At 62.5% G+C, this 22940-nt stretch carries 23 protein-coding genes; 6 read left to right on the top strand and 17 right to left on the bottom strand.

Going from position 1 to position 22940, the window contains the following annotated elements; genetic code table 11:
* Position 1: 1 nt before the first annotated feature.
* The 3 genes from B6V75_RS08255 to B6V75_RS08245 all read right to left on the bottom strand — a co-directional run bounded on the left by B6V75_RS08255 (position 2) and on the right by B6V75_RS08245 (position 3122).
* The gene (locus tag B6V75_RS08255) at positions 2–889 is read right to left on the bottom strand and encodes a carbohydrate ABC transporter permease (protein WP_088719305.1); all 888 of its coding nucleotides are present in this window, start codon (positions 887–889) and stop codon (positions 2–4) included.
* Positions 886–1770: a sugar ABC transporter permease gene (locus B6V75_RS08250; RefSeq protein WP_078545585.1), complete on the bottom strand. Its 885-nt coding sequence runs from the start codon at positions 1768–1770 to the stop codon at positions 886–888. Before B6V75_RS08250 ends, B6V75_RS08255 begins: the two co-directional genes overlap by 4 nt.
* A gap of 107 nt (positions 1771–1877) precedes the next feature.
* Positions 1878–3122 carry an ABC transporter substrate-binding protein gene (locus B6V75_RS08245; protein ID WP_088719304.1) on the bottom strand — a complete coding sequence of 415 codons (1245 nt, stop codon included), beginning with the start codon at positions 3120–3122 and terminating at the stop codon, positions 1878–1880.
* A 240-nt stretch (positions 3123–3362) separates the two neighbouring features.
* On the opposite strand from B6V75_RS08245, the gene B6V75_RS08240 reads away from it, so the two are divergent.
* The 4 genes from B6V75_RS08240 to B6V75_RS08225 all read left to right on the top strand — a co-directional run bounded on the left by B6V75_RS08240 (position 3363) and on the right by B6V75_RS08225 (position 8799).
* Entirely contained in the window at positions 3363–4397 is a 1035-nt protein-coding gene (locus B6V75_RS08240; protein ID WP_088719303.1) for a LacI family DNA-binding transcriptional regulator, read from the top strand.
* Positions 4398–4553: 156 nt separating this feature from the next.
* The gene (locus B6V75_RS08235) at positions 4554–6530 is read left to right on the top strand and encodes an AsmA family protein (RefSeq protein ID WP_088719302.1); all 1977 of its coding nucleotides are present in this window, start codon (positions 4554–4556) and stop codon (positions 6528–6530) included.
* A gap of 389 nt (positions 6531–6919) precedes the next feature.
* Positions 6920–8026 carry an AAA family ATPase gene (locus B6V75_RS08230; protein ID WP_146735115.1) on the top strand — a complete coding sequence of 369 codons (1107 nt, stop codon included), beginning with the start codon at positions 6920–6922 and terminating at the stop codon, positions 8024–8026.
* Positions 8027–8064: 38 nt separating this feature from the next.
* The gene (locus B6V75_RS08225) at positions 8065–8799 is read left to right on the top strand and encodes a metallophosphoesterase (protein ID WP_088719300.1); all 735 of its coding nucleotides are present in this window, start codon (positions 8065–8067) and stop codon (positions 8797–8799) included.
* Between the two features lie 254 nt (positions 8800–9053).
* Here the strand turns inward: B6V75_RS08225 and B6V75_RS08220 are convergent, their stop codons facing one another.
* The 3 genes from B6V75_RS08220 to B6V75_RS08210 all read right to left on the bottom strand — a co-directional run bounded on the left by B6V75_RS08220 (position 9054) and on the right by B6V75_RS08210 (position 10624).
* Positions 9054–9530: an MAPEG family protein gene (locus B6V75_RS08220; protein ID WP_233243218.1), complete on the bottom strand. Its 477-nt coding sequence runs from the start codon at positions 9528–9530 to the stop codon at positions 9054–9056.
* 45 nt (positions 9531–9575) lie between these two features.
* Positions 9576–9911: a YegP family protein gene (locus B6V75_RS08215; protein WP_088719299.1), complete on the bottom strand. Its 336-nt coding sequence runs from the start codon at positions 9909–9911 to the stop codon at positions 9576–9578.
* Between the two features lie 422 nt (positions 9912–10333).
* Positions 10334–10624: a hypothetical protein gene (locus B6V75_RS08210; protein ID WP_088719298.1), complete on the bottom strand. Its 291-nt coding sequence runs from the start codon at positions 10622–10624 to the stop codon at positions 10334–10336.
* A 236-nt stretch (positions 10625–10860) separates the two neighbouring features.
* On the opposite strand from B6V75_RS08210, the gene B6V75_RS08205 reads away from it, so the two are divergent.
* Complete coding sequence (locus B6V75_RS08205) at positions 10861–11784, top strand: helix-turn-helix transcriptional regulator (RefSeq protein WP_088719297.1); 924 nt, start codon at positions 10861–10863, stop codon at positions 11782–11784.
* Positions 11785–11828: 44 nt separating this feature from the next.
* Here B6V75_RS08205 and B6V75_RS18440 read toward each other — a convergent pair whose 3' ends face one another.
* The gene (locus tag B6V75_RS18440) at positions 11829–12173 is read right to left on the bottom strand and encodes a hypothetical protein (protein WP_146735114.1); all 345 of its coding nucleotides are present in this window, start codon (positions 12171–12173) and stop codon (positions 11829–11831) included.
* A 7-nt stretch (positions 12174–12180) separates the two neighbouring features.
* Positions 12181–12375 (bottom strand): hypothetical protein, encoded by a 195-nt coding sequence (locus B6V75_RS08195; RefSeq protein ID WP_088719295.1) that lies wholly within the window; start codon positions 12373–12375, stop codon positions 12181–12183.
* Positions 12376–12675: 300 nt separating this feature from the next.
* Between B6V75_RS08195 and B6V75_RS08190 the strand changes: the two genes are divergently transcribed.
* Positions 12676–12900 (top strand): hypothetical protein, encoded by a 225-nt coding sequence (locus B6V75_RS08190; RefSeq protein WP_088719294.1) that lies wholly within the window; start codon positions 12676–12678, stop codon positions 12898–12900.
* Between the two features lie 89 nt (positions 12901–12989).
* Here B6V75_RS08190 and B6V75_RS08185 read toward each other — a convergent pair whose 3' ends face one another.
* The 9 genes from B6V75_RS08185 to B6V75_RS08145 all read right to left on the bottom strand — a co-directional run bounded on the left by B6V75_RS08185 (position 12990) and on the right by B6V75_RS08145 (position 22935).
* A complete protein-coding gene (locus B6V75_RS08185; protein ID WP_075777094.1) occupies positions 12990–13904 on the bottom strand; it encodes an N-carbamoyl-D-amino-acid hydrolase in 915 nt (304 codons plus the stop codon).
* Positions 13901–15172 carry a Zn-dependent hydrolase gene (locus tag B6V75_RS08180; protein ID WP_088719293.1) on the bottom strand — a complete coding sequence of 424 codons (1272 nt, stop codon included), beginning with the start codon at positions 15170–15172 and terminating at the stop codon, positions 13901–13903. Before B6V75_RS08180 ends, B6V75_RS08185 begins: the two co-directional genes overlap by 4 nt.
* Positions 15169–16404: a diaminopropionate ammonia-lyase gene (locus B6V75_RS08175; RefSeq protein ID WP_088719429.1), complete on the bottom strand. Its 1236-nt coding sequence runs from the start codon at positions 16402–16404 to the stop codon at positions 15169–15171. The genes B6V75_RS08180 and B6V75_RS08175 overlap by 4 nt, the downstream gene beginning before the upstream one ends.
* A gap of 29 nt (positions 16405–16433) precedes the next feature.
* The gene (locus tag B6V75_RS08170) at positions 16434–17210 is read right to left on the bottom strand and encodes an ABC transporter permease (protein WP_088719292.1); all 777 of its coding nucleotides are present in this window, start codon (positions 17208–17210) and stop codon (positions 16434–16436) included.
* 1 nt (position 17211) lies between these two features.
* Positions 17212–18063: an ABC transporter permease gene (locus B6V75_RS08165; RefSeq protein ID WP_075777098.1), complete on the bottom strand. Its 852-nt coding sequence runs from the start codon at positions 18061–18063 to the stop codon at positions 17212–17214.
* A complete protein-coding gene (locus B6V75_RS08160) occupies positions 18060–19145 on the bottom strand; it encodes an ABC transporter ATP-binding protein (RefSeq protein WP_088719291.1) in 1086 nt (361 codons plus the stop codon). Before B6V75_RS08160 ends, B6V75_RS08165 begins: the two co-directional genes overlap by 4 nt.
* 47 nt (positions 19146–19192) lie before the next feature.
* On the bottom strand, positions 19193–20260 hold the full coding sequence (locus B6V75_RS08155) for an extracellular solute-binding protein (RefSeq protein WP_088719290.1): 1068 nt from the start codon (positions 20258–20260) through the stop codon (positions 19193–19195).
* Between the two features lie 115 nt (positions 20261–20375).
* Positions 20376–21299, bottom strand: coding sequence for a MurR/RpiR family transcriptional regulator (locus B6V75_RS08150; RefSeq protein ID WP_088719289.1), 924 nt, complete (start codon positions 21297–21299; stop codon positions 20376–20378).
* A gap of 250 nt (positions 21300–21549) precedes the next feature.
* Positions 21550–22935, bottom strand: a complete 1386-nt coding sequence (locus B6V75_RS08145; protein WP_088719288.1) for an AarF/ABC1/UbiB kinase family protein — start codon at positions 22933–22935, stop codon at positions 21550–21552.
* Between the last annotated feature and the right edge of the window lie 5 nt (positions 22936–22940).

Genomic DNA, 22940 nt, shown 5'->3' with positions numbered 1-22940 from the left:
TTTATCCTTTCACGGCGCCGGCGGCGATGCCGCGGACGAACCAGCGGCCCGAGACGAAGTAGACGATCAGCGGCACGAGTGCGGTCAGGATCGTCGCGGCCATGTTGACGTTGTAGGCTTTGGTTCCGGTGGTGGTGTTGACGACGTTGTTGAGCTCGACAGTCATCGGCAGGTGATCGCGCCCCGCGAAGATCAGGCCGAACAAGAAGTCGTTCCAGATCCCCGTGACCTGCAGGATCGCGGCGACGACGAGGATCGGCCCGGACATCGGGATCATCAGCTGGAAGAAAATCGTCCAGAAACCGCCCCCGTCGATCCGCGCAGCCTTGAACAGGTCGATAGGCACGGCGACGTAGTAATTGCGAAAGAGCAGAGTCATCACCGGCAAGCCGAAGATCACGTGCACGACGATGATGCCGGGCAGGGTGTTGTAGAGCGACACTTTCGAGAGCATCCGCACCAGCGGATAAAGATAGACCTGGTAGGGAATGAACGCGCCGAGCAGCAGCACCGCAAAGATCAGGTTGCCCCCACGCGGTCGCCAGAACGACAGCGCGTAGCCGTTGATCGCGCCGAGCAGAATCGAGAGCGTCGCAGCCGGGATCATGATCTCGAAGGAGTTCAGCACCCCCACGCGGATGCCCTCGCAGTTAACGCCAGTGCAGGCATGAGCCCAGGCAGTGGACCACGGTTTGACGGTGAAGTCGGTGGGCAGGCCGAAGATGTTGCCCTGCTGGATTTCGGGCATCGTTTTGAACGACGTCACGATCATCACGTAGAAGGGGAGCAGGAAAAACGCGGCTGCGAGCACGAGAAAGGCATAGATGCCGATCCGGCTGGCGGTGAGCCGGCGAGGCTTGCGCCCGCGCGGTTGGGTCTCAGCGGTCATGACGCCCTCCGGTTCTGGCGGAAATACTGGTTGTAGAGCCACGGACCCAGCACCACGAGCACGGCCACGAACATCACCGAGGCGGCCGCGGTCGCGAGCGCAATGTTCTGTCGGTTGAAGAGGTAATCGATGACGAATTTGGCGGGCACCTCCGTCGAGATGCCGGGGCCGCCGCCTGTCATCGCGACCACTATGTCGTAGACTTTGACCACCGCGATCGCGAGCAGCACCACCGCAGTGACGAACATGCTCGAGAGCATAGGGATCACAATCGAGAGGTAGACGCGCCACGGCGGGATGCCATCGACCCGGGCGGCCTTCCAAATGTCTTCGTCCACGCCGCGCAAGCCGGCCAGCAGGATCGCCATCACGAGACCCGCTGATTGCCACATGCCGGCGAACCCTACGAGGTAGATCGCCCGGTCTCCGCGTGACAACCAATCGAAGGTGAAGCCATGCCAGCCCCAGTTCTGCACCGCCTGTTGGATGCCCAGCGTCGGGTTCAGGATCCAGGCCCAGACGAGACCGGTGACGATGAAGGACATCGCGTAGGGGTAGAGGAAGATCGTGCGGAAAATCCCTTCCCCCTTGATCCTCTGATCGAGGAACACCGCCATCAGGAAGCCCAGCACGAGGCAGCCGATGACGAAGATCAGGCCGAAGATCGCGAGGTTCTCGACCGAAATCGTCCAGCGGGAAGATTGGAACAGCCGGTCATATTGCTTGAAACCGACGAAGTCGTATTTGGGCAGGATGCCGGAACTGGTGAAGGAGATGCGGATCGTCCAGAGGATCGTGCCGATATAGGCGAAGATGACGATGATCCATGTCGGGACGAGCGCGACTTGTGCGCTCAGGCGGCGCAGTCGAAGCGGCTTCATGTCGTGATGTCCTGTCTCGTGGCGGTCTCGGGAGAGGGGGGCGCGCCCGGGAGAGGCTGGGCGCGCCGGCGCCGCGACCCCTAGGGAGGGATCGCGGCCCCGTTCGCTTAGCCGCCGATGATCTCTGCGAAGCGATCCACGAAGCTCTCGGGTGTCTGGCTCTTGTCGGTAAAGAACGAGGCCACGAGATCGGTGATGGAGCCGCCCATGTCGGGCGAAATCAGGATGTCCGAGCTGGGGACGTAGTCACCTTTCTTGAGTAGCTCGAGACCTTGCTGTGCGCATTGGTCCATATCCTGGCTCGGCACGTCCTGGAGCACCGGCACCGCGCCTTTCTTCTCATTGAAGGCCAGCTGCACCTTGGGTTCGAGCAGCACCTTGGCGAGCAGGTCCTGGGCCTTGGTCTCGGCCTCGTCATTCAGCTTGGGAAAGACGAAGACATCGCCGCCGACCCAGTAGGTGTTGTGCCCCAGCGCCGGAATGCAGCCTATGTCCTTACCGGGCACCTTGTTCTGCAGCTCCATCTCGCCCTTGGCCCAGTCGCCCATGAAGTTGAACCCGGCCTTGTCGTTGATTACCAGCGCGGTTGCCTGGTTCCACTGCCGACCCTGCATCCCGCTATCCACGTAGTTGCGCAGTTTGCCGAAGGTCTGCGCGACCTTTAGGAACTCCGGGGATTTCACTGCCGAGACGTCGCGATCCTTGAGCACCTTCATGTATAGGTCCTTGCCGCCCTGGCCGATCATGACGTTGAAGAACGTCAGGGCTTGCGTCCAGGCGCTGCCCGCCTGCGCGAGCGGGATCACGCCCTGCTTCTTGAGTGCGTCGAGATCGGTGAACAGGTCGTCCCAGGTCTTGGGTGGCTCGACGCCCGCTTTCTTCAGCAGTTCGGGCGAATACCAGAGCCAGATGTTGGAGTGGATATCGACCGGCACGGCATACATGTGCCCATCTTGACTCACCGCGTTCAGCAGCACCGGGTTGATCTTGTCCTTCCAGCCATATTCCTTCGCCAGCGGATCGAGGTTGCGCAACAGCCCGTTCGAGACCAGCTCGTCGAACTGCTTGCCGGTGTTGAACTGCATGGCGGCAGGCGGATTGCCCCCGATGATGCGGTTGATCCCGTCGGCGCGCGCGGAATCGCCGCCGCCCCCGGCAACCGCGGCATCGACCCATTTGCCGCCCTGCGCGTCGAACGCCTTCTCGAATTCCTTGACCGCGGCGTGTTCGCCGCCCGAGGTCCACCAGTGGATTACCTCCGCCTTTTCGGCCGCCTGCGCCTGCGCTGCGGCGAGACCGAACGCCAGAGATGCGGCGATGCCGAGGGCGTGCCGTCCTTTATGAGCTTGCATGAATTCCTCCCAGAATTGATCGCGACTCCTCAATCGCGCGTCTCGACGTCATCCAGGGTTCATCCCGTATGCAATCGATTACATTTCACGCTAATCGCGCATGTAATCGATTGCAATAATAAAATTTCCGAGTAAATACAGAAGGTGTAGCGCTCTGCCTCTGGTGAAGGCGGACGGGCAAGGCCTATAGAGAATGAAGAGAAAGGGACGAATGTGAGCGGTGAGTCGGGTGAGGGCGGAATGGCGGGTGCGGGAGCGACTAGCCCGCGCCACACGATGGCCGACGTGGCGCGCCGCGCCGGCGTCTCGACCGCTACGGTGTCGCGTGCGCTCACCCGCCCCGATCAAGTCAGCCCAAAGACCCGCGAACTTGTGCATGAGATCGCCGAGGAGCTTGGTTTCCGTCCCAACCTGATCGGACGTCAACTGCGCGCCCAAGCGGCCAATTCGCTGTTGATCCTCGTGCAGGACCTTGAAAACCCGTTTTACGCCGAACTGATCAAGGGCGCGGAGTATGTCGCGCGTGAGCGTCAGTTTTCGGTGGTGGTGGGCGGAACGGACGGGCTCGAAGATGTCGAACGGCTCTATGCCGAGCAATATCTGGGTCGGCGTGTGGACGGTCTTATCCTTCTGACCGGCCATCTGCCCGCGGGCCTCTCGCGCAAGATGGCCGAGCAGGGCCCGGTCGTGCTGGTGTCGGAGGACAATCCCGAACTCGCGCTCTGCGCGGTGCTGGTGGACAATGTCGGTTGGGCTGCGCAGGCGGTGGCCCATCTTCATGCGCTGGGACATCGCCGGATCGCTCATCTGTGCGGCCCGATGGCGCGGATCATCAGCCGCAAACGACGCGAGGGGTATCGGCGTGCCCTCGCGCAGGCAGGACTGCCGGCGGATCCCGCCCTCGAAGCGCCGGGCGATTTCAGCTTCGAGGCGGGGCGGGGCGCCACCCGCGCCCTGCTTGCCCTGCCGGATCCGCCAACCGCAATCTTCTGCGCCAATGACGAGTCTGCTCTGGGTGCGATCCGTGCCGCTCAGCAAGCCGGCCTGGACGTGCCGCGCGACCTTTCCGTCATCGGCTTCGATGACACGATGCTGGCCGAGATCTCCGACCCGCCGCTCACGACAATTCGCCAACCGCGCCAGCAAATGGGAGCGGTGGCGGCCGAGATGGTGATCGACATGCTCGAAAACGGGCCGGGGCGGTGCGCACGCCGGATACTCGACTGCGAACTTGTGGAGCGCGGCACGGTCGCGGCACCGCGCATGAAGAACTGAGGCCCGATCCGCCTCCTCAAAACCTTTCGATGTCGTTGGCTGAACATCTTCGGATCTTGGACCCCATCAGGTTGTCCGAAGCGCGGCTGTTCCGGCTTGAAACGCCGTCGGACCGATGCGTAGCTTGAACGCGAAGGCACAACCCCCGGAGGCCCTATGCGCTGGCTCTTTCGCGCTCTCGCTCTCGTCGTTCTGATCGCCCTGAGCCTTGGGGGCGCGCTCTTGCTGATCCCGTCGACGAAGATCGCCCAGATCGCCGAGGCGCGGTTCGAGGCGGTAACCGGGCGCAAGATGACGTTGAGCGGGACGGTCCATGCGACGATCTGGCCGCAACTCGGGGTGCGCACGGGACCGGTCGAGATCGCGAATGCGGATTGGTCCAAGGACGGGCCGATGCTCTCGGCCAAGGGGCTCCAGATCGGTGTCGATCCGGGCGCACTGATGGGCGGCGAGATCCGTGTCTCGAAGGTCGACGTGCTATCGCCGAACATCCTGCTCGAGCGGCGCAAGGACGGGACGGGGAACTGGGATTTCGCGCCACCGGCCGCGGCCACCAGCACCCAGACCGCGCGCCCGAGCCCGGGCGAGGGCGGCGGGATAACGGCTTTCAGTCTCGACAAAGGGGAGATCAGCGACGGATCGGTGAGGTGGATCGATCATGCGAGTGGCAAGAGCCTTACGCTCACCGGACTCGATGCAAGCCTCGCGCTTCCGTCCTTCGACGGTCCGGCGCGCCTGGACCTGACGGGGCAGGTCAACGGTAAGGCGCTGAAGGTAAATGGCACGCTCGGAGGTTTCGCGTCTTTCCTTGCGGGAGATCCCGTGTCCACCGATCTTGCGCTGACCCTCGACGCGTCGTCGATCAGCTTCAAGGGCACGTTCGGGACGGCGCCCTTGGCGGCGAAAGGGCCACTCACCGCGAGCGTCAAGGATCCAACCGCGCTGGCTGCGATTTTCGGACAGACCGCGCTAGATCTGCCGAAGGGGCTGGGGCGGGACACGATTACCGCGAAGGGCGATGTGACACTGGGCGCGGATGGCGCCGTGCAGCTGCGCGGCGGCAAGCTCACGCTCGACGGCAATGCGCTGAGCGTGGCGGGCGATCTCTCCTTCGCGAAAGGCGAACCGCGGATCGATGCCCAGATCGACGCGGGCGCGCTTGATCTCTCGGCGCTGGCAGGGGCGTCGGGCACGGCTGGCGCAGGTGGGGCCTCCTCCGGCTCTGGCTCTGGCGCCAGTGGCTGGTCGACCACGCCGATCGACGCCTCGGGCCTGCGGGCGCTGGATGGCAAGATCGCGCTCGATGCGAGTTCCATCGATTTCGGCACTGCCAAGCTGGGTCCGACCAAAGCGCAGATCACGATCGATAATGGTCGCGCGGTGGCGGATCTGCGTCAGGTCTCGGCCTATGGCGGTAGCGTCACCGGGCAAGTGGTGGCCAATGCGCGCAACGGCTTCTCGGCCTCCGCCGATCTGGTAGCAAAGGGGATCTCGATGCAGCCGCTTCTGAGCGATTTGGCCGATTACAGGCGGCTCGATGCGAAGGCGGATCTGACCGTGAATCTTCTCGCCTCGGGCAACAGCCAGGCCGCGCTGGCGCGTTCGCTTTCGGGCTCGGGCGATGTCGCTTTCGGCAAGGGGGCGCTGGAGGGGCTCGATCTGGTGGGGATGCTGCGCACGCTCGATCTGAACTACGTGGGGGAGGGGGCGAAGACGATCTTCGATCAGATCACCGCGAGCTTCACCATCGCCAACGGGGTGCTGTCGAATGACAACCTCGCACTGAAAGCACCGCTTCTGAGTGCTGTGGGCAAGGGGCGGGTGGATATCGGGGCGCAGCGCCTCGATTACACGGTCACGCCGACCGCGCTCAGCAAGGCCGATGGCACGGGCGGGGTGAAGGTGCCGCTCTCGATCACGGGTCCCTGGGCGAAGCCGAAATTCGGTCTAGATATGAAGGCGCTCTCGGGCGACAAGGTCGATGCGGCGAAGCAGGACCTGAAGGCGAAAGCAGAGGCCGAGATCGCCAAGAAGCTCGGTATCACGCCGCAGAACGGCCAGAGCACCGAGGATGCCGCTAAGCAGAAGCTCCAGGAGGAAGCCGCGAAAGGTCTGCTGAAGCTCTTCAAATAGGCTGGCTTGCATGTTTGTGGCAGTGCTTCGTGCATGACAAGGGACCTCGAGATGTTCCCCCGCATGTCTGCTGGATGGGATCGTCTCATCCAGACCGTCGATCGCTCGCACTTTCCGCAGAAGCGCTGGAGAGGTTTGCTTTGAGAAAATCGCAAAGTGCCTCCACGAAGCCCTTATCGTCTGCCATCCGAGCCCCGTTACCGGCAAGTTTGACCTCTCCGGATTTGGCGCGCTTGACGCGTTCCCCTATCCCGGACTACCGTCTCACCATGAACACGCAAACCACAACGTTGGAGATTACCTGCTCGATATCGTGAGCGGCGCCCGAATTCGGGCAGCGATCGGTGTCGAGATTTCAGTCAGGTCATTCTCAAACGGTGGTGATAGCCATGGCGCAAAAGCGCGTTCCTGTTCTCTCTCAAAAGCCCGTCTCAGCAAACGTTATTCGGTCCACTGTCACGAGTAAGATCAATGCCGCCTTCGTAAATCGGCGTGGTCGGTTGTTCCCGCAGGACAAGACTTACGATGAGTCCACGGATCTTTTCGACGATCTGTCCCGGGACGGGCGTGAGCGTATCAAGGCGGAAAATCAGCGGATCGGTCGCGCTGTCGAGCGTCTCGTCGATCAGAAGATGGCGTCGGGATTCCAGGTCGACAAAGGCACGAGCGAAGAGACGATCAGGAGGCTTAGATCCTTGCACGCGCGCGGGGCGCGACTTGCGGGGCCAGATACGCCGGACTCCGTTTATGAACTCGCGGCTGCCTTGCATGAGGAGGCGCCATGGCTTGCCCAGGTGTCGACTTCGATCATGAACCAGGGACTTGCGCATATTGCTGCTGGCGGCGTCGGGTTGCGTTTCGATCCGATGATCCTTGTCGGCTCGCCTGGGTGCGGGAAGACCCATTTCGCGCGGCTGGTTGCTGAATTTGCACGCACGCCGCGAGAGATCATCGACGTGGGCGCTGGCGGCGCTGGGTTCCGGGTCAGCGGAATGGAGCAAGGATGGTCCACTGCCCGATCAGGCGTGCCGGTTGAACTGATCACGGAAACCGCGGTCGCGAACCCGGTGATCATTGTGGACGAGATCTGCAAAGTCGGTGGCACGATCAGTTCGGCATCTGTTGCTGCGACATCGTTGACGACGTCGCTTCTGCAGGTGCTCGAGCGGTCGAGCGCAGGGCACTTCGTTTGTCCGTTTTTGCGAACGCGTTTCGACCTGAGCCATGTGAACTGGATCCTGACCGCTAACTACGAGCACCAGATCCCCGAACCGCTTCTAGACCGGTGTCAGGTGTTTCGTGTCGATGCGAGCCGGCCGGAACACCTGGTGGCGTTCTTCAAGCGCGCGGCCGGAGGCGATGCCGAGCCGGAAGAGCTTGAACGCGTGGGCGTATTCATCGAGGAGATGTGCGATGCCGGGCGGCCGCCAAGCCTGCGGCAGATCGGGCGTCTTGCGAAATCTCTGCGCGCACCCAGACGCGACATGTTGATGTGATTGCCGCCAATTTCAGCGGAAAGCGGGGAGCGGAACGAATGTCTAAAGCTCTAATCGTGGCGGATCTTCACTTGGACATGTGGGCCGAAGCGGGTCGAGATGCCTTCGCGAGCATCGATTTCAGCGAAGTGGATCTGATGATCATCGCAGGCGATCTGACGAACAAGCCAAAAATCCGATGGCGGCAGGCGCTCGAAGTCATTGAGCGGCGCATCGATCTTGAGCGCGTGTATGTCGTGCCTGGAAACCACGACTACTACAATCACACGCTCGACGGTGATGATCGCCTCGAGCAGATCGCGTGCGACGCTGGGGCAAACTTCGCTCAAAGGCGAGAGATCATTCTCGGGAACAGGCGATACCTTTGCTGCACGCTCTGGACGGACTTCCAGGAGGGACAAGGAACTCTCGAGAGTCGTGATCTGGATGCCCGGGCGAAGATGAACGATTATCGCTATATCCGGATGGCCGCTGCGGGATACCGGAAAGTTCGACCGGCTGATACGATCGCGAAACACCGCGAGCATCTCTCTTGGCTGCGCTCGAAGCTGGCGGAGCGTTTTGATGGGGAGACCGCAGTGGTCACGCATCACTGCCCTGTGGTCGACGCTCTTCCGGAAGCACGGAAGCTTGGCTGGTGCTATGCGAGCGACCTCACCGATCTCATCCATGAATACCAGCCAAAGGAATGGTTCTTTGGGCACACGCATCACGCAGCCGAAATCATGGTTGGGACAACGCGGATCGTTAACGTGTCGGTCGGGTATCCGTAGTAGAACCTGGGTGGCGCTGCGGAAGGGTAAGAAGCCTCGGATGAGGGTGTATCCGAGGGGGCGTCGAGTGTGAGTTTAGATTTGATTTGGGTAAGACGAGCCGGGATTGCCCCGTGCAAATGCTGCAAGAACCGCGTTTTCAGCGGTGACGCTGGTCTCTGTGGCTACGGAACGTATGCGTCCAGACCGGCGAGTCGGCCGTCGCGGCGCCTAGCTGTGCTGGAAGGCGCAGGCCCCCTCCCTTTTGCTCGCGCCTATGCGATCGCGATCCAGACAACATGAAGGGCCATATAGATCACGATCAGAGACCCGATCGTGTAGAAGGTCGCCCGGACCTCGTGGGTTTGGCGCGTGGCATAAGCCAAGAAGTGCGCAATCCGAGCGGCAACGAAGCCATACATCAGAGTCTGCGCCGCCCAAAGTGCGGGATCGGTCATGACGAACAGGAAACCCGCCACCCAGAAGGCCGGAATATTCTCCAGGTCGTTTCGATGCATACGCCGAGACCGATCAACATAATCGTTGAGCTCAAGCTGGGCCGGATCGGGCGCCTTATTGAGAAGGCCGGTTTGAACGTCCTCCGGGCTCGCAAGTCCGGAGTTGGTTTTCTGCATTCGGTAGACCGTCATCCAGCCTTGGCCCATCACTTTCAGCACCATCAAGGCCGCTGCAATCACGTAAGTCGCAAAGACCGGGTTTTCCAAGCTCAATAGGGCCATTGCATCCTCCATGGTCCGCTCCTTCGGGGCGCCTTACGCCGACGGAGCGGCGCCCCTTCAGGATGTCAGATCGTCGAGTTTGGCATCTGGTGCATTGTTTTTCACCGATTTGATGCCATTCTCGCGGGCGGCTTCGCTGCTATAGGCTTCGCTGGTCCCGATAATCTGGCCGTTAGTGGCTTTGAGATTGAACATCGGTTTGCCCGACGCCGTGGCCTTGCGCTCATAGCGCTCGTCCTGCGGCGCGTTCTTGCGCACCGATGCGATGCCCTGTTCGGCGCTTGCCTTTTGCTTATACCCCTCGCTGGCTAGGAGGATCTCACCGTTCCCGGCTTTCAGCCGAAAGCGGTATTCGCCTGCCTTGTCCTTATAGAGTTCGAATTTTCCAGCCACCGGTCTGTATCCTTTTGAGAACTGCTTATTCGATGAATGTGAAGCGAGTAGTCCTTCGTTGGCAATGCTTTTCGGGCGACAGCGTCACTGGGAACGACGAAGTTGGTGGGCGTAAGTTTTCGAGCCATCGTCTCGAAGCTCGCCGCGACTGTCGCATGTCAGCGCGGGGCAGGATTTTGGGTTGGCGGATATTTGAAGTGTGTTGGTGTCGTGGGCATGCTCGCAGGTATCGCGGCGTGGTCTCGCGATATTTGTTTAAGATTTTTGAGCTATTTGTTGATTCTTGAGCGTCTTGGTTCTTTGTTTTTTGACTTAGACAGGTAGAAGGCGTTTGGGGATTTTTGCCTCTCGTTTTTCGCATGACGACTGAGCTGCCCGATGCATTCGGGATTCTTGCCCTTCGACGGGGGCGCCAGTTAGACTTACCAAGGCTCCGGGGTATCGTCTTCTGACAGGGAAGTCGCGTCACTTGGCAGTCCACGCAGGATCGCTCTCGCGCGGGCCAGTGGATCCTCGATCCGGCGCGCCTCGATGGCCGCGATTTCGCGCTCCAGTCTCTCGAAAATCGGAGCATAAATTGCTCTTTCCAGCATCAGTTCGGCGACATGCAGTCGGGCTTTCACGAGCCGCGCGAGAAGCTCTTCATCGGCCTTGGTGAACCCAGTTGCTCGATGAGATTTTCGCATATTTGGCGCAAAAGGACGGTGGGCCATGGCATGCATCTCCTGAGACCGCGCAAGCGAGGCTCGGCGGGAACGGGTAGGGCGATCCGGAGCGGATCTAGCGATGCATTCAGTCTAGGTGCTGGGGGTAAAAAAACGGGTTTTCGATTTTTTGGGAGGCAGAGAAAATTTCGCCGGAGCTCATTGCCGCTCGTTTTCGGGAGCGCCTAGGGTGCAGCGCTAGCTGTTGCGCTCTGTCGCTTTTTCTTTCTATCTGTGAGCTTTGGATGGAAAGATTTTCGCACATGGCCTTTTCCGAGCTCCTGAGAGCCGAACGGGTGGCGTGCGGGCTCACACAGGCTGAACTTGCCTCCCGCGCCAATATCAGCATCCCGACGGTGCGCGCCCTGGAGAGCGGGGCAGGCACGATCCTTTCGCTCGAGGCCGTCTTGCCGGTCCTTTGCCTGCGCTGGCGTGTTGCCAAGGCGGGTGAGCATATGGGACGCGTGCTCGCGGAGCGAAGGCGTGCGCGCGGTTTTGCTCAGCAGGCTCTCGCGCGCCGGATCGGTTGCAGCCGCGTCACGGTCATCGCTTTGGAGACGGAGTTTTCCGGACGGATTGCGACGCTTGCCGCAGCATTGCGGTCGTTGCGCATCCGAACGCCCTTGGAACGGAGCGATCTGGCGAAGGGGCGCGGGTTGGTGCCGCCGAAAAATGACGCGGAACAGGACCGGGTCATGACGCCGCCTGATCTGGCCAAAGCAATCGTCGATCATTTTTCGCATGCGATGGCCGGGCGAGTTCTCGATCCGTCGCGCGGAGCAGGGGCGTTCTTTGATCATTTCCCGGATCACTTGGAGCGCCACTGGTGCGAAATCAGCGAGGGGCGCGACTTTCTGTCTTGGACCGATCGGGTGGATTGGGTCGTCACCAATCCTCCCTGGTCCGAGCTTCGGACATTCACGCGACACGCTATGCAGGTCTCGGAAAATATCGTCTGGCTCGCGCCGCTGACCAATCTGACGACGAAGGCGCGGTTGCGGGATCTCCAGGAGGCCGGATTCGGAATTGCGGAATTGCTCTTCGTCGACACACCGAAGAGCTGGCCACAGAGCGGCTTTCAGATCGTCGCGGCCCATTTGAAGAAAGGGTATACGGGGCATTGGAAGGTCGCCCAGCTTCGAGGGGGAGGGGGCGCAAAAGCCTCTTAGTGTTCCCTGCACTTTGTCTTGTGCCGACCTTGGTTCGAGCGCTTTCAGATCTCGTCCAGCTCGTCCAGAGATCCCATATCTTGAGTTGTGCCCCCATGGGCCTCGCGCCGTGGACGAATGTCATAGACGTCGCGTCCCTCCTGAAGCTCGATCGATATGCCGCGCTCCAAAAGCCAGACTGTCGCATATTTCAACAGCCGGGATCTACGTTCGCGGTCGCTCTCGACGCCATGGAGATGGAGTTGGGCCAATCCAGGCTCGCCATAATGGGCGAGGGCCGAGACGAAGAGATCGAGGTCCGGATTGCGCGCTCGGAGCAATGTCTCCAACTCGCCGAGGAGTCTTGGGCGTTGAGTTCTCGCTCGAGCCAGATCCTGATCGATAGACATAGCAGCCTCAAAGGCTGAGGAATTTGACGGATTTCGGTTCGCGACTCTTCACGAAGCCGACCCGGTCGGCTCGGACTTTCTTGAACACGAAATTCTGACGCTGCAACTCGACAGGATCGACCTCGCCCTTAGCCAGACGTTCTTCATCCTTCGCGCGGCTTCGCGCCTTTTCCTCCTGCCGTTTCCTGAAAAGATCTTCCATACGTGGTCCTCCGTAAAACTCAATTATAGCCTGAAAGTGTGGGCTTTGTCTCGTTTGATCAGGGACGCTGACGGCGCTTGTTTGAGCTGCGCGACGGCGCGCTCCTTGTAAGCAGCTATAGCAGTTCTCGCGGACGTGCCGATACGCCAAGTGACCTGCCCTCGGCGCTGCGGCGGAAACTGCGACAAGCATCGGCCTCCCTACGCTTCTTCTCATAGGCGCTTCTGGCGAAGCAATGATCTCGGGCCAGTTTGACTTATTTAACCCTATCCGGTCTAATTTCGATGGAAGGAGCGCGATATGGACTGGAATGTGACAGCCGGTATGATCCTGATGGGCGTGTTCGCTGCGGCGGCCTTCTGGATTATGATGCGTGAGCGCCGGTATATCAAAGATGTGGCGAGCCTGAGCGCGGAAGACATCCGTTGGTTCAATTCGCAGCCTCTGTCCGGCGATGCCTATTTCGGCGAAAAGGCGGACGAAGCCGACGACGCGGGGGATGATCCTTCGAATGGCTCGACCTGAAAGCGAGCGCAGTTTGGCGTATGCGAAACAGTCCGCCGCTTCGAATGCGCCGCTGCGCTGATCAGTAGTCCCGACACTCGACCACTTTCTTATCCTGCGCAGATGTCGCGGTAGTCGTCCGGCTCTCGGTGAAGCGCGAAGTTGAAGACGTTCTCGCGCAGCTCGCGGCAGCGGTCGAGGTCGATTTCCGCCATGGCCAACTCGTCGCCGAACCCTTGGGTCTTGGCGATGATTTCGCCGGTCGGCGCGATGATGCATGTGCCGCCGATCAGGTCGCAGCCCTCTTCGCGCCCCGCTTTCGCTGTGCCGATTACCCAGCACCCGTTCGCATAAGCGCCTGCCTGCATCGACAGATGGTTGTGGAAATCCTGAAGGTGGTCATGCTCCGGGGCGAGCGGGTAATGCACCGGCGTGTTGTAGCCCAGCATCACCAGTTCCGCCCCGCGCAAGCCCAGCACGCGGAACGTCTCGGGCCAGCGGCGGTCGTTGCACAGGCACATGCCCAGCTTGCCGCCGAAGCCGTCGAAAACCCCGAAGCCGAGATTGCCATGTTCGAAATAGCGTTTCTCCAGATGCTGGAAGGGGCGCCAGTCTTCGTATTCCGGATGGCCGGGCAGGTGGATCTTGCGGTATTTGCCAATGATCTGGCCGCTCTTGTCGACCATGATCGAGGTGTTGAAGCGGCGCTTCTGACCGTTCTCGTAGGCGATCTCCGCATAGCCGAGATAGAAGCCGACGCCGAGTTCGCGGGCGGTGTCGAACAGTGGTTGAACCTCGGCATTCGGCATCTCGGTTTCATAGAAGCTGTCGAGCTCGGCCTCGTCTTCGATCAGCCAGCGCGGGAAGAAGGTGGTCAGCGCCAGTTCGGGGAAGACGACCAGTTCCGCGCCGCGCCGATGGGCTTCGATCAAAAGCTTCTGCATTCGCGCCACGGCAGAGGCACGCGGCTCGTCACGCGCAATCGGTCCAAGCTGTGCGGCGGCGGCAATGAATTTGCGGGTCATGGCAATTGTCCTGTCTCGATCGTTTGAAATTCGGGCGCGTCCTGAAGCTCCGCCTGCTGGCAGACGACATCCATCAGCACCTGTGCCCCGCCCGCGATGTCCGAGGGGGCGGTATATTCGTGAATGTTGTGGCTGATCCCGTCCTTTGAGGGCACGAAGATCATGGCCGAGGGGCAATTGGGCGCGAACATCTGCGCATCATGGCCTGCGCCTGAAGGCATACGGCGATGGCGCAGCCCGCGTGCTTCGGCGGCAGCTGCGATACGGTCGACCAGCGCCGGGTCGAACTCCACCGGCGCGAAGCGGGCCAGCGTTCGGCGGGTGATCGCGCATCCCCCGGCGCGTGCGAACTCCTGCGCTGCGCGCCAAAGCCGGGTCTCGGCCTTTTGCAGCGTAGCCTCGTCGGTATGGCGCAGATCGACGGTCATCACCGCCTCTTGCGGCACCACGTTGACCAGATCGGGTGAGACGCGCATGCGACCCACGGTCGCGACCTGTGGCGGCCCGTGATCTGCAGCGATCTGCTGGGCTTCGACTGCGATCCTTGCCATCACGGCCCCCGCATCGCGGCGCAGCGCCATCGGCGTCGTGCCCGCATGGGCCGAGGCGCCTGTCACGGCGATCTCGGTCCAGGAAATGCCCTGCACGCCGGTCACGACGCCGATCTCCAGCTCCTCGGTTTCCAGCACCGGGCCCTGTTCGATATGCAGTTCCAGATAGCTGTGCGGTTTCAGCGCGCCGACCGGGGCGGGGCCTGCGGCATCAATGGCGGCGAGCGCATCGCGCAGGCGCACCCCGTCGATGCCTTCCACCTCCAGCATCTCGTCGAGCGGCAGCACGCCTTGCGCCACGCCCGAGCCCATCATGTCCGGGGCGAAGCGTGCGCCTTCCTCATTGGTGAAAAACGCGACCGCAACGGGGCGGCGGGTGCGCGCGCCAGCGACATTGAGCGCCTCGATCACTTCCAATCCGGCCAACACGCCGAGGCTGCCGTCATAGAGACCGCCCGTCGCGACCGTGTCGATATGCGAGCCCATCACGACTGGCGGGCCGTCCTCCTCGCCCGCGCGGATGCCCCAGCAATTGCCGATGACGTCCGTGGTGATCTCGAGACTCAACTCGCGCATCCAGCGCATTACGAGGGCGCGGCCTTCGGCGTCTTCAGGGCTGAGCGCGAGGCGCTTCACGCCGCCTCCGGACAGCGCGCCGATCTGCCCCAGCCGGTCCAGTCGCGCCATGAGGCGCGTGATGTCGATGGTGATACTCATGCCGCGCCTCGCACTTCAGCGGCGCTGCGACCGACGAGGGTCTTGAACAGCGCGGCGTCGGTGTCGCCTTCCGTGCCGAAGCACAGGATGCGCGAATGCGCGTCGATCCCGAGGGTTGCGCGTGCTTCGTCATTCGCGGCAGCTGCGAGGAAGGCGGCGAGCCCCGCCACAGCGGATTCTCCGGCGGCCACCGGCGGATCGTCCCCCTCGGGGTTGGCCAGCGCGCGCATCACCGCAACGGCATCCGGGTCGGCCACGGACATCACCGCGAAAGCCAGAGGCTCCAGCACGTCCCAGGCCAGCAGCGAGACCTCGCCACAGGCCAGACCCGCCATCAGCGTGTCCAGATCTCCCTCGACGGCAGTGGGTTTGCTTTCGCGGATCGTCTCGAGCCAGCAGGCCGATTGGTCGGGATCGGCGAGGATTACCCGCGGGGCTTCCCGGCCATAGCGGCGGGCGAACTGCGCCGCGACCGCCGCCGCCAGCCCGCCGACGCCGGTCTGGATGAAGATATGGGTGGGCGGGATGCCAAGCGTATCGGCCGCTTCCGCCGCCATGAGCTCGTAGCCCTGCATCACGTCTTTCGGGATTTCGGTATAGCCCGGATAGGAGGTGTCGGAGACGACGAACCAGCCTTCGCGCGTGGCGGTCTCTTGCGCCTCTCTGACGCTGTCGTCGTAATTGCCGGCGCAACGGCGGACCTCGGCGCCGTAGGCCTCGATCGCCTCCTTGCGGCCCTCGGAAACCGTGGCATGGATGAAGATCACACAGCGGCAGCCGAAGCGCTGCGCGCCCCATGCGACCGAGCGGCCGTGATTGCCGTCGGTCGCGCAGCAGACGGTCAGTTGCGAGACGATGTCCGCATATTTGCCCGCGACGATGTCTTCGGCGCTGGGCTCGGGGATGTCCCTCGCCTTTGCGATCTCCCGGGCCAGAAGCCGCAGCACGGCGTAGGCGCCGCCAAGCGCCTTGAAGCTGCCGAGGCTGAAGCGTCCGCCCTCGTCCTTGAACTGGATCTCGGCCACGCCCGCCTTCGCTGCCATCGCGGGCAGCGAGACGAGGGGCGTCGGCGCGTAGCCTTCCCACGAAGAAATCGTGCGCTTGGCCAGATCGAAGGCCGCATCGTTCAAAACGGCCTCCTGCTTGGGCCCATAGCCTTTCGCGGTGTCGTAATGCGGGTTCAGAATGAGCTCGTTGGACTGCCCCTCTCCGAGGGCATTTTCGAAAATCATGATAGGGTCCTTGTGGTTGGTCATCGCGCTCAGGCCCCCGTCTTGGAGGCGCGGCGGCGGATCAGCTCGGCCAGCGCCACGAGGGCGATATTGCCGAACACGATCATCACGGCGAGCGCGTTGAGTGAGGGAGACAGCGCGAAGCGGAAGTCGGAGGCGACGAGCACCGAAAGCGGTTGCGCGCGGCCCGAAACGAAAGCGGTCAGGACGTATTCGGCGGAGGAGAGCACGAAGGCTACGACCCACGACGCCATCAGCCCGTTCGCCATGAGCGGCAGCACTACCCGGCGGAAGGCCGAGAGGCCGGAGGCGCCCAGATCGGCTGCGGCTTCCAGCAACCCGCGATCGATGCGGATCAGCACCGAGGCGATCACTAGCGTCGAGAAGGGCAGCACGATCACCGTCTGCGCGGCGATCACGGTGAGCAGGCTGCGCGCCACCCCGGTCTCGTTGAACATGATCAGCTGCGCCACGGCGAGGATCAGTTTCGGGATCAGGAAGGGCGCGAGCAGCAGCACCGCGAAAATGCCGCGCCCGCGCATCGGGTAGAAGCTGATCGCCAAAGCGGCGAGCCCGCCCAGAAGCGTCGCGCAGATCGCGACGGGGAAAGCGACGCTCAGCGTGGTCAGGAAGCCCCCGCCCAGGCGTCCGTCGCCCATCACCTCGGCATACCATTTCAGGGTGAAGCCCGAGAATGGCAGGGACATGATCTTGGAATCGTTGACCGAAAACAGCGCGATCATCGCGATCGGCAGATACATGAAGACGAAGACCGCCCAGACCCAAAGCGTGGAGAGACGCGACATGTCAGGACCCTCCCACAAGGCTGGAGCGGCGGATCAGCATCGCGCCCACGGCAAAGAAAGCCATCAGGATCGCGAGCATCGTCCAGGCGATGGCCGAGCCCAGCGGCCAGTCGAAGGCAGTGCCGAAGAGGTCGTTGATCGCGGAGATCACGGTGATGCCCGAGGCCCCGCCCAGAAGTTGCGGCGTGAGGTAATCGCCGACCACCATCACGAAGACCATCAGCCCGCCCGCTACCAGGCCGGGGAAGGTCAGCGGCAGGGTCACGCGGGCGAAGCGGCTGGGGCTGCGCGCGCCGAGATCGGCGGCGGCTTCCAGCCACGCGTCATCGAGACTCTCGAAGGCGAGCCACAGCCCGATCACCATGAAGGGCAGGTAGTTGTAGGTCAGCGCGATATGGGTCGCGAGCGGTGAAAACAGCAGCCCCTGAATGGGTGCGTCGGAGACGCCCGCCCAGATCAGCGAGCGGTTGATGACGCCTTCGGCGCCCAGCAACACGCGCCACGCAAACACTCGCACCAGATCGCCGGAATAAAGTGGCACCAACAGCAGCGTCAGAAGCGCGGATTTCATAGCGCCCGCGCGTTTGGCAAGGAACCACGCGACCGGGTAGCCGATCACGGCGGTGATCGCGACCACGAGCGCGCCCGAACCAAAGGCTTTCAGGATCAGCCCGCGATAGGTCGCAGAGCCCGCGATCTTTGCGTAATTCGCGAAGGACGGGTCGTAAGATATCGCGACGAAATCGACGCGGAAGAAGCTGTAGGCAAAGAGGATCAGCAGCGGCGCCACGCAAAGCGCCAGCAGGAAGGCCGTCACCGGGGCGGCGAGGAGCGTGCCGACGCGCAGGCTCATGGCTTGGCCTCCGTAGTCTGCCCTGCCTTCTGTTCCGCCTCGGCTTTCGCGATCCAGACCTGCGCGGGATCGAAGCCGATGCGGATCTCTGCGCCGATCTCGGGCACGTCGTCATGGCCGACGGTCAGCGCCAGTGTGGTGCCCGCGGCCTCGGCTTCGACCAGCCACTCCGCGCCGCGATAAACGGCATGGGTCACGCGCGCGGAAATCCGGCCCTGCGGGTCGAGGAACAGTTGCTCGGGGCGCAGGCAGAGCACGGCGGGAGCGCCGACATTGAGGCCACGCACGCCTGGCGTCGCGAACTGGCCCAAAGGCGTCTCGATCTCATAGGCCCCGATGGCGGTGTCGGTGACCTTGCCCGGCACGCAGGCCGCGCCCCCGATGAAATCGGCCACATACGCGGTCTCGGGACGGCGATAAATCGTATCCGGGGCGCCTTGTTGTTCGATGATCCCGTCACGCATCACGATGATCCAATCCGAGAGCGCGAAGGCCTCTTCCTGATCGTGGGTGACATGGAGAAACGTCATTTTCAGTCGCCGCTGAAGGTCTTTCAGCTCGATCTGCATGTCCTTGCGCATCCGCCGGTCGAGCGCGGAGAGCGGCTCGTCCAGCAGCAGAAGGCGCGGCTCGTTGGCGATCGCACGGGCCAGCGCCACGCGCTGTTGCTGCCCGCCCGAGAGCTGGCGCGGGCGGCGGTCGGCCATCGCGGTCATTTGCACGGTTTCCAGCGCCGCGCGGGCCTTCTCGCGCTCTTGCTTGCGGCTCAGACCCTTGTAGCGCAGCCCAAAGCCCACGTTTTCGAGCACGCTCAGATGCGGGAAGAGGGCGTAGCTCTGGAAGACGGTGTTGATCGGGCGGGCGCTTGGGGACACGTCGTTGATCTTCTTACCGTCAAGCTCGAGCATCCCCTCGCTCACCTCCTCGAACCCGCCGATCATGCGCAGGATCGAGGTCTTGCCGCAGCCCGAAGGCCCCAGCAGCGTGACATAGGAATTCTCGTCGAGCCGGAAATTCACACCGCGCACGGCCTGCACGGTGCCATATGTTTTGCGAAGGGCGCGCGCGCGGAGCAGGGGCATTGTCTGCCCCTGCCCACCCGTTGGCCCGGAACCTGCCTCGGTCATTCTTAGCTGGCCTTCACTTCGTTCCAGAGTGCGACCCAGTCGTTGTAGCGCGGCGGATTTTGCTTCCAGACGAAGTTGTCCATCACCGACAGATCCTTGATGAAGATCTTTTCCTGCTGGGCTTCGTCGATCTCGTCGCGCGCGGCGGAGGTCGATTGCGCATAGGGACCGCCATAGGCGAGCTTCTTGCCGTAAGTCGGGCCGAGCAGGTAGTTCACCAGTTCAAACACCGCATCACGGCGCGCGCCCTCGACGCCTTTCGGAACGGCGATCGTATCGCACCAGCCGATGACGCCTTGCTTGGGCTTGGCCATCCCCATTTCGAGACCCTTTTCCTTCAGGTCGTAATAGGGCGGCACCCAGGAGAAGGCGCAGACCACTTCGCCGGTCGCGAAGAGATTGGTCAGGTCGCCAATCGAGTTCCAGTAGGTGCGCAGCTTGCTCTTCTGGATCATCAGCACTTTCTTCACTTCGGCGAGCTGCTTGTCGTCCATCGTGAACATCTCGTCGCGCGGGATGCCCAGATACATCGCGGCGATCATGATCCCTTCGAGCGCGTAATCGCGCATCGCGAGCTTGCCGTTGTATTTGTCGCCTTCGAAGAAGACGGACCAATCGGGCTCTCCATCCATCAGGTCGGCGCGATAGACGATCGGGTTGATGCCCCAATAGAAGGGGATGCCGTAGGTCTGGCCGTCGGTCTTGCCCAGATCGGTCTTCTTGAACGTGTCGTAGAGGAGCTTCGCGTTCGGCACCTTGTCGAAGTCGATCGGCTGCAGAAGGTCCGACGCGGTGTAGTAAGAAACCTTGTCGAGGCCGGGCGTGATCAGATCGACCGAGGAGGCCCCGCCGGCGCGCAGTTTCGCGAATTGCTCATCATCGGTGCCGATGAAGGTTTTGGTCAGGTCGACGTCATGGCTGTCGAGGAAGGGCGCGAGATAGTCGTCTTTCGCGAGGTTCTCCCAGGTCATCCACAGAAGATCGGTCGCGGCCAGCGCTCGTCCCGCCGGGCCGAACGCCCCGAGAGCGGTGCCCGCAAGCGCAGATTTCAGGAATAGTCGGCGATCCATGGCATATCCTTTCGCTGCATGAGATGGCGAGGTCACCTTCGCAGGAAAGAATTATTTCACAAAACTCTAAAAATGAAAATACGCTTTCATTCGGGCTATGCGCAGTTTTTAGGCGCTATTTGTCCTGTTTTGCAGCCTTGGTGAACGCCTCGAGGCTCTCCGGGGGCGGTCCGAGGTCATCGAAACGCGCATGAAGGTCCTCAATCCGAGCGAGTCGCTTCCGGGCTTCGGGGCCAAGCGAGTCCACCAGGCTCGAACAGAGGAAGTTGATCAGGCTCATCGCGACGACCATGCTGTCGAAGATGCCCTGACCGCGATTGTGACAGCGTAAAGTGATCGTCGCGTGGCGTGCGGTCTGCGCCACGGTAGGGTCGCCGATCAGGATCGTCGGGATGCCCGCCTCGCGCGCGACCGTCATCACTTCGCCGAGTGCGCGCGGCCTGCGCCGCAGCCCGATCGCAAGCAGCACATCGCCCGGCGCAAACCCCGCGACATCCTCGGCGAGCGACGCGCCCTCATAGGGCAGAAGCTGCACGTCCGATTTCAGATTGAGCAGCAAGGCGCGGGCGTAGATCGCAAGCGCCCGCGAGTTCCTATAGCCGAGAACCCAGATCCGGCGCGCCGAGGCGAGGTGCTCAACCGCGTCGCGCACCGCCTCCTCCGACAGGATCTCGGTGCTGCGGGTCAGGTTCTGCATGTCCTGTGCAAAGTGATCGGCGAGCTGTCCCGGCGCGGTGCCGTCGCTCAATTCGCTCAGCGGCGAGCCCCAGCTACCATTGCGCCGCGAATGCAGCCGCGCCTCGTTGTAATTGCGATAACCCAGCCGCTTGAAAAAGCGCGCCGCCGTGGCCGAGGAGATTCCCGCGCTTTCGGCGAGTTCCGCCGCCGTGTAGCTCGACAGGGTCGATTGCGCTTCGAGCACGACCTCGGCAAGGCGTTTCTCGCTGGGGGTCAGCTCGGGAAAGATCGCCATGATCCGCATGTCGATCGGGTCATCTCCCGACCCGGGTTGCGCCTCGGGGGACATCTCTTGCGTCACATCGGCCTCGTCTCTGCTCGAGCCCAAGTCTTGTTGCAAGCGGACGCGGTTTTCAAGCGATGCCTGTGCGCGGCGGGTTCGACGTCCTCATCTCAACTGGACGTGACGCCCGCCGAAAGTCTCGGAATTTCCGTCGTCACCGCCTCTTTCTGCGAAATCCGCGCAGTCTTTTGCAGCGTGTCGAGTTTGCTCTCAGTCGTCCCTTGGGCGGAGGCGATGGGTTCGAGGCCGATGGACGTCCGTCCCCCGGTCAAGATCTAGGCGGGCGTGTTGCCGTGTTTAGATCTGAAGCGCTCATGGAACCGCGCAGGCTACCCTCGGCATAGGGGCGGACCATTTCGATCAAGGGCATTTGGGCGCGCATCCGCACACTAAGAAGCGCGGTGCCGCTGATCTTGCGTTGCACGAACAGGGTTTGCGCGGGCGGCAGATGCCAGTTCGCCCGATCCGCCATGATTGGGGCCGCGCGTTCGCGCAACGCCTCGACGAAACTGCGGTCGGAGAAGTCGAAGAGCGCCCCCTCGGGCCGGCTTCGCGCGACATGCGCGAGCAATATTTCGATCATCTCGTCGAAGGCGACACCGTGCCGGGTCAGCTGTGCCTCAGACACGAAGCCAATCTCCAGAAGGGCCATGCGCAGCTTTGCCGGATCTTCGTCGAGCCCCGCACGCAGCAAGCGGCGGTAGGAGGCTGTCGTCTCGGGCGGGATCGCCCGGGCGGCGCCGAAATCCAGCAGCACGATCCGGCCTTGCTCTTTCTGCCAGCGGAAATTGCCGAAATTCGGATCGGTCTGCATGTAGCCGAATTCGAACAACTCACGCAGGACCAATGCGAGGAGCGCCGAGGTGACCTCGTCGCGCGTGGCCTGATCGGCCTCGGCCAGGGTTTCGATCGGGGCGCCTGCGACGAAATCCATTGGCAGGATCGTCGGGCGGAGTAGATCTTCGATCGGTTCGGGGATCACGAAGCGCGGGTCTTCCTCCATCAGGGCGCGATAGCGGCGCATCTGTTCCGCCTCGCGGAGGTAATCGGCCTCCTCATGAAGCTGCCGCTTGGCCTCGGCCAGAAGCGGCCGGATATCGAGCCCGGCCGGCAGGAGCCCCGAATAGCGCAGCAGCGCCGCGACATTGTCGATATCGGCGTCGATGCTCGTCGCGACGCCGGGATATTGCACCTTCACCGCCAGCTCGCGCCCCGAATGGAGCACTGCCCGATGCACCTGGCCTATCGAGGCTGCCGCAATCGGGCGCGCCTCGAAGCGCGCGAATTTTTTGCGCCAGTCCGGCCCCCATTGTGCCGCCAGAACCCGATCCAGCTGTTTGGGCGGCATCACATTCGCCGCCTCGCGCAGCCGCGCAAGGATTTCGGTCAACTCGGGCGGTAGAACATCGCCTGCATCGAGCGAAATCATCTGCCCGAGTTTCATCGCCGCCCCGCGCAGCCGCGCCAGCTGATCGGTGACGCGGCGCGCGTTTGCGGGTGTCAGGATAAGGTCGGAAAGCTGCGGGCGCTCGCCCTTGGCCAGTTTGCGCGCCCCTTCGCCCAATGCCCCCGCCGCGATCCCGCCCGCCATCTGACCGAAGGCGGCGAAGCGCGTGAGGCGCGTCTTGGGAACTCGGCGCGAGCGATCTGTCATCGGGC

The sequence above is a fragment of the Thioclava sp. F1Mire-8 genome (assembly GCF_002213165.1).
In the GTDB taxonomy this organism is placed as follows: Bacteria; Pseudomonadota; Alphaproteobacteria; order Rhodobacterales; family Rhodobacteraceae; genus Thioclava; species Thioclava nitratireducens.
The sequence above is the reverse complement of the archived record's forward strand: the minus strand, read 5'-3'. Positions and strand labels throughout refer to the sequence as shown.

Coding starts and splice junctions, on each gene's coding strand:
- B6V75_RS08255 (WP_088719305.1), bottom strand. CDS start 889: ATGACCGCTGAGACCCAACCGCGCGGGCGCAAGCCTCGCCGGCTCACC.
- B6V75_RS08250 (WP_078545585.1), bottom strand. CDS start 1,770: ATGAAGCCGCTTCGACTGCGCCGCCTGAGCGCACAAGTCGCGCTCGTC.
- B6V75_RS08245 (WP_088719304.1), bottom strand. CDS start 3,122: ATGCAAGCTCATAAAGGACGGCACGCCCTCGGCATCGCCGCATCTCTG.
- B6V75_RS08240 (WP_088719303.1), top strand. CDS start 3,363: ATGGCGGGTGCGGGAGCGACTAGCCCGCGCCACACGATGGCCGACGTG.
- B6V75_RS08235 (WP_088719302.1), top strand. CDS start 4,554: ATGCGCTGGCTCTTTCGCGCTCTCGCTCTCGTCGTTCTGATCGCCCTG.
- B6V75_RS08230 (WP_146735115.1), top strand. CDS start 6,920: ATGGCGCAAAAGCGCGTTCCTGTTCTCTCTCAAAAGCCCGTCTCAGCA.
- B6V75_RS08225 (WP_088719300.1), top strand. CDS start 8,065: ATGTCTAAAGCTCTAATCGTGGCGGATCTTCACTTGGACATGTGGGCC.
- B6V75_RS08220 (WP_233243218.1), bottom strand. CDS start 9,530: ATGGAGGATGCAATGGCCCTATTGAGCTTGGAAAACCCGGTCTTTGCG.
- B6V75_RS08210 (WP_088719298.1), bottom strand. CDS start 10,624: ATGGCCCACCGTCCTTTTGCGCCAAATATGCGAAAATCTCATCGAGCA.
- B6V75_RS08205 (WP_088719297.1), top strand. CDS start 10,861: ATGGAAAGATTTTCGCACATGGCCTTTTCCGAGCTCCTGAGAGCCGAA.
- B6V75_RS18440 (WP_146735114.1), bottom strand. CDS start 12,173: ATGTCTATCGATCAGGATCTGGCTCGAGCGAGAACTCAACGCCCAAGA.
- B6V75_RS08195 (WP_088719295.1), bottom strand. CDS start 12,375: ATGGAAGATCTTTTCAGGAAACGGCAGGAGGAAAAGGCGCGAAGCCGC.
- B6V75_RS08190 (WP_088719294.1), top strand. CDS start 12,676: ATGGACTGGAATGTGACAGCCGGTATGATCCTGATGGGCGTGTTCGCT.
- B6V75_RS08185 (WP_075777094.1), bottom strand. CDS start 13,904: ATGACCCGCAAATTCATTGCCGCCGCCGCACAGCTTGGACCGATTGCG.
- B6V75_RS08180 (WP_088719293.1), bottom strand. CDS start 15,172: ATGAGTATCACCATCGACATCACGCGCCTCATGGCGCGACTGGACCGG.
- B6V75_RS08175 (WP_088719429.1), bottom strand. CDS start 16,404: ATGATTTTCGAAAATGCCCTCGGAGAGGGGCAGTCCAACGAGCTCATT.
- B6V75_RS08170 (WP_088719292.1), bottom strand. CDS start 17,210: ATGTCGCGTCTCTCCACGCTTTGGGTCTGGGCGGTCTTCGTCTTCATG.
- B6V75_RS08165 (WP_075777098.1), bottom strand. CDS start 18,063: ATGAGCCTGCGCGTCGGCACGCTCCTCGCCGCCCCGGTGACGGCCTTC.
- B6V75_RS08160 (WP_088719291.1), bottom strand. CDS start 19,145: ATGCCCCTGCTCCGCGCGCGCGCCCTTCGCAAAACATATGGCACCGTG.
- B6V75_RS08155 (WP_088719290.1), bottom strand. CDS start 20,260: ATGGATCGCCGACTATTCCTGAAATCTGCGCTTGCGGGCACCGCTCTC.
- B6V75_RS08145 (WP_088719288.1), bottom strand. CDS start 22,935: ATGACAGATCGCTCGCGCCGAGTTCCCAAGACGCGCCTCACGCGCTTC.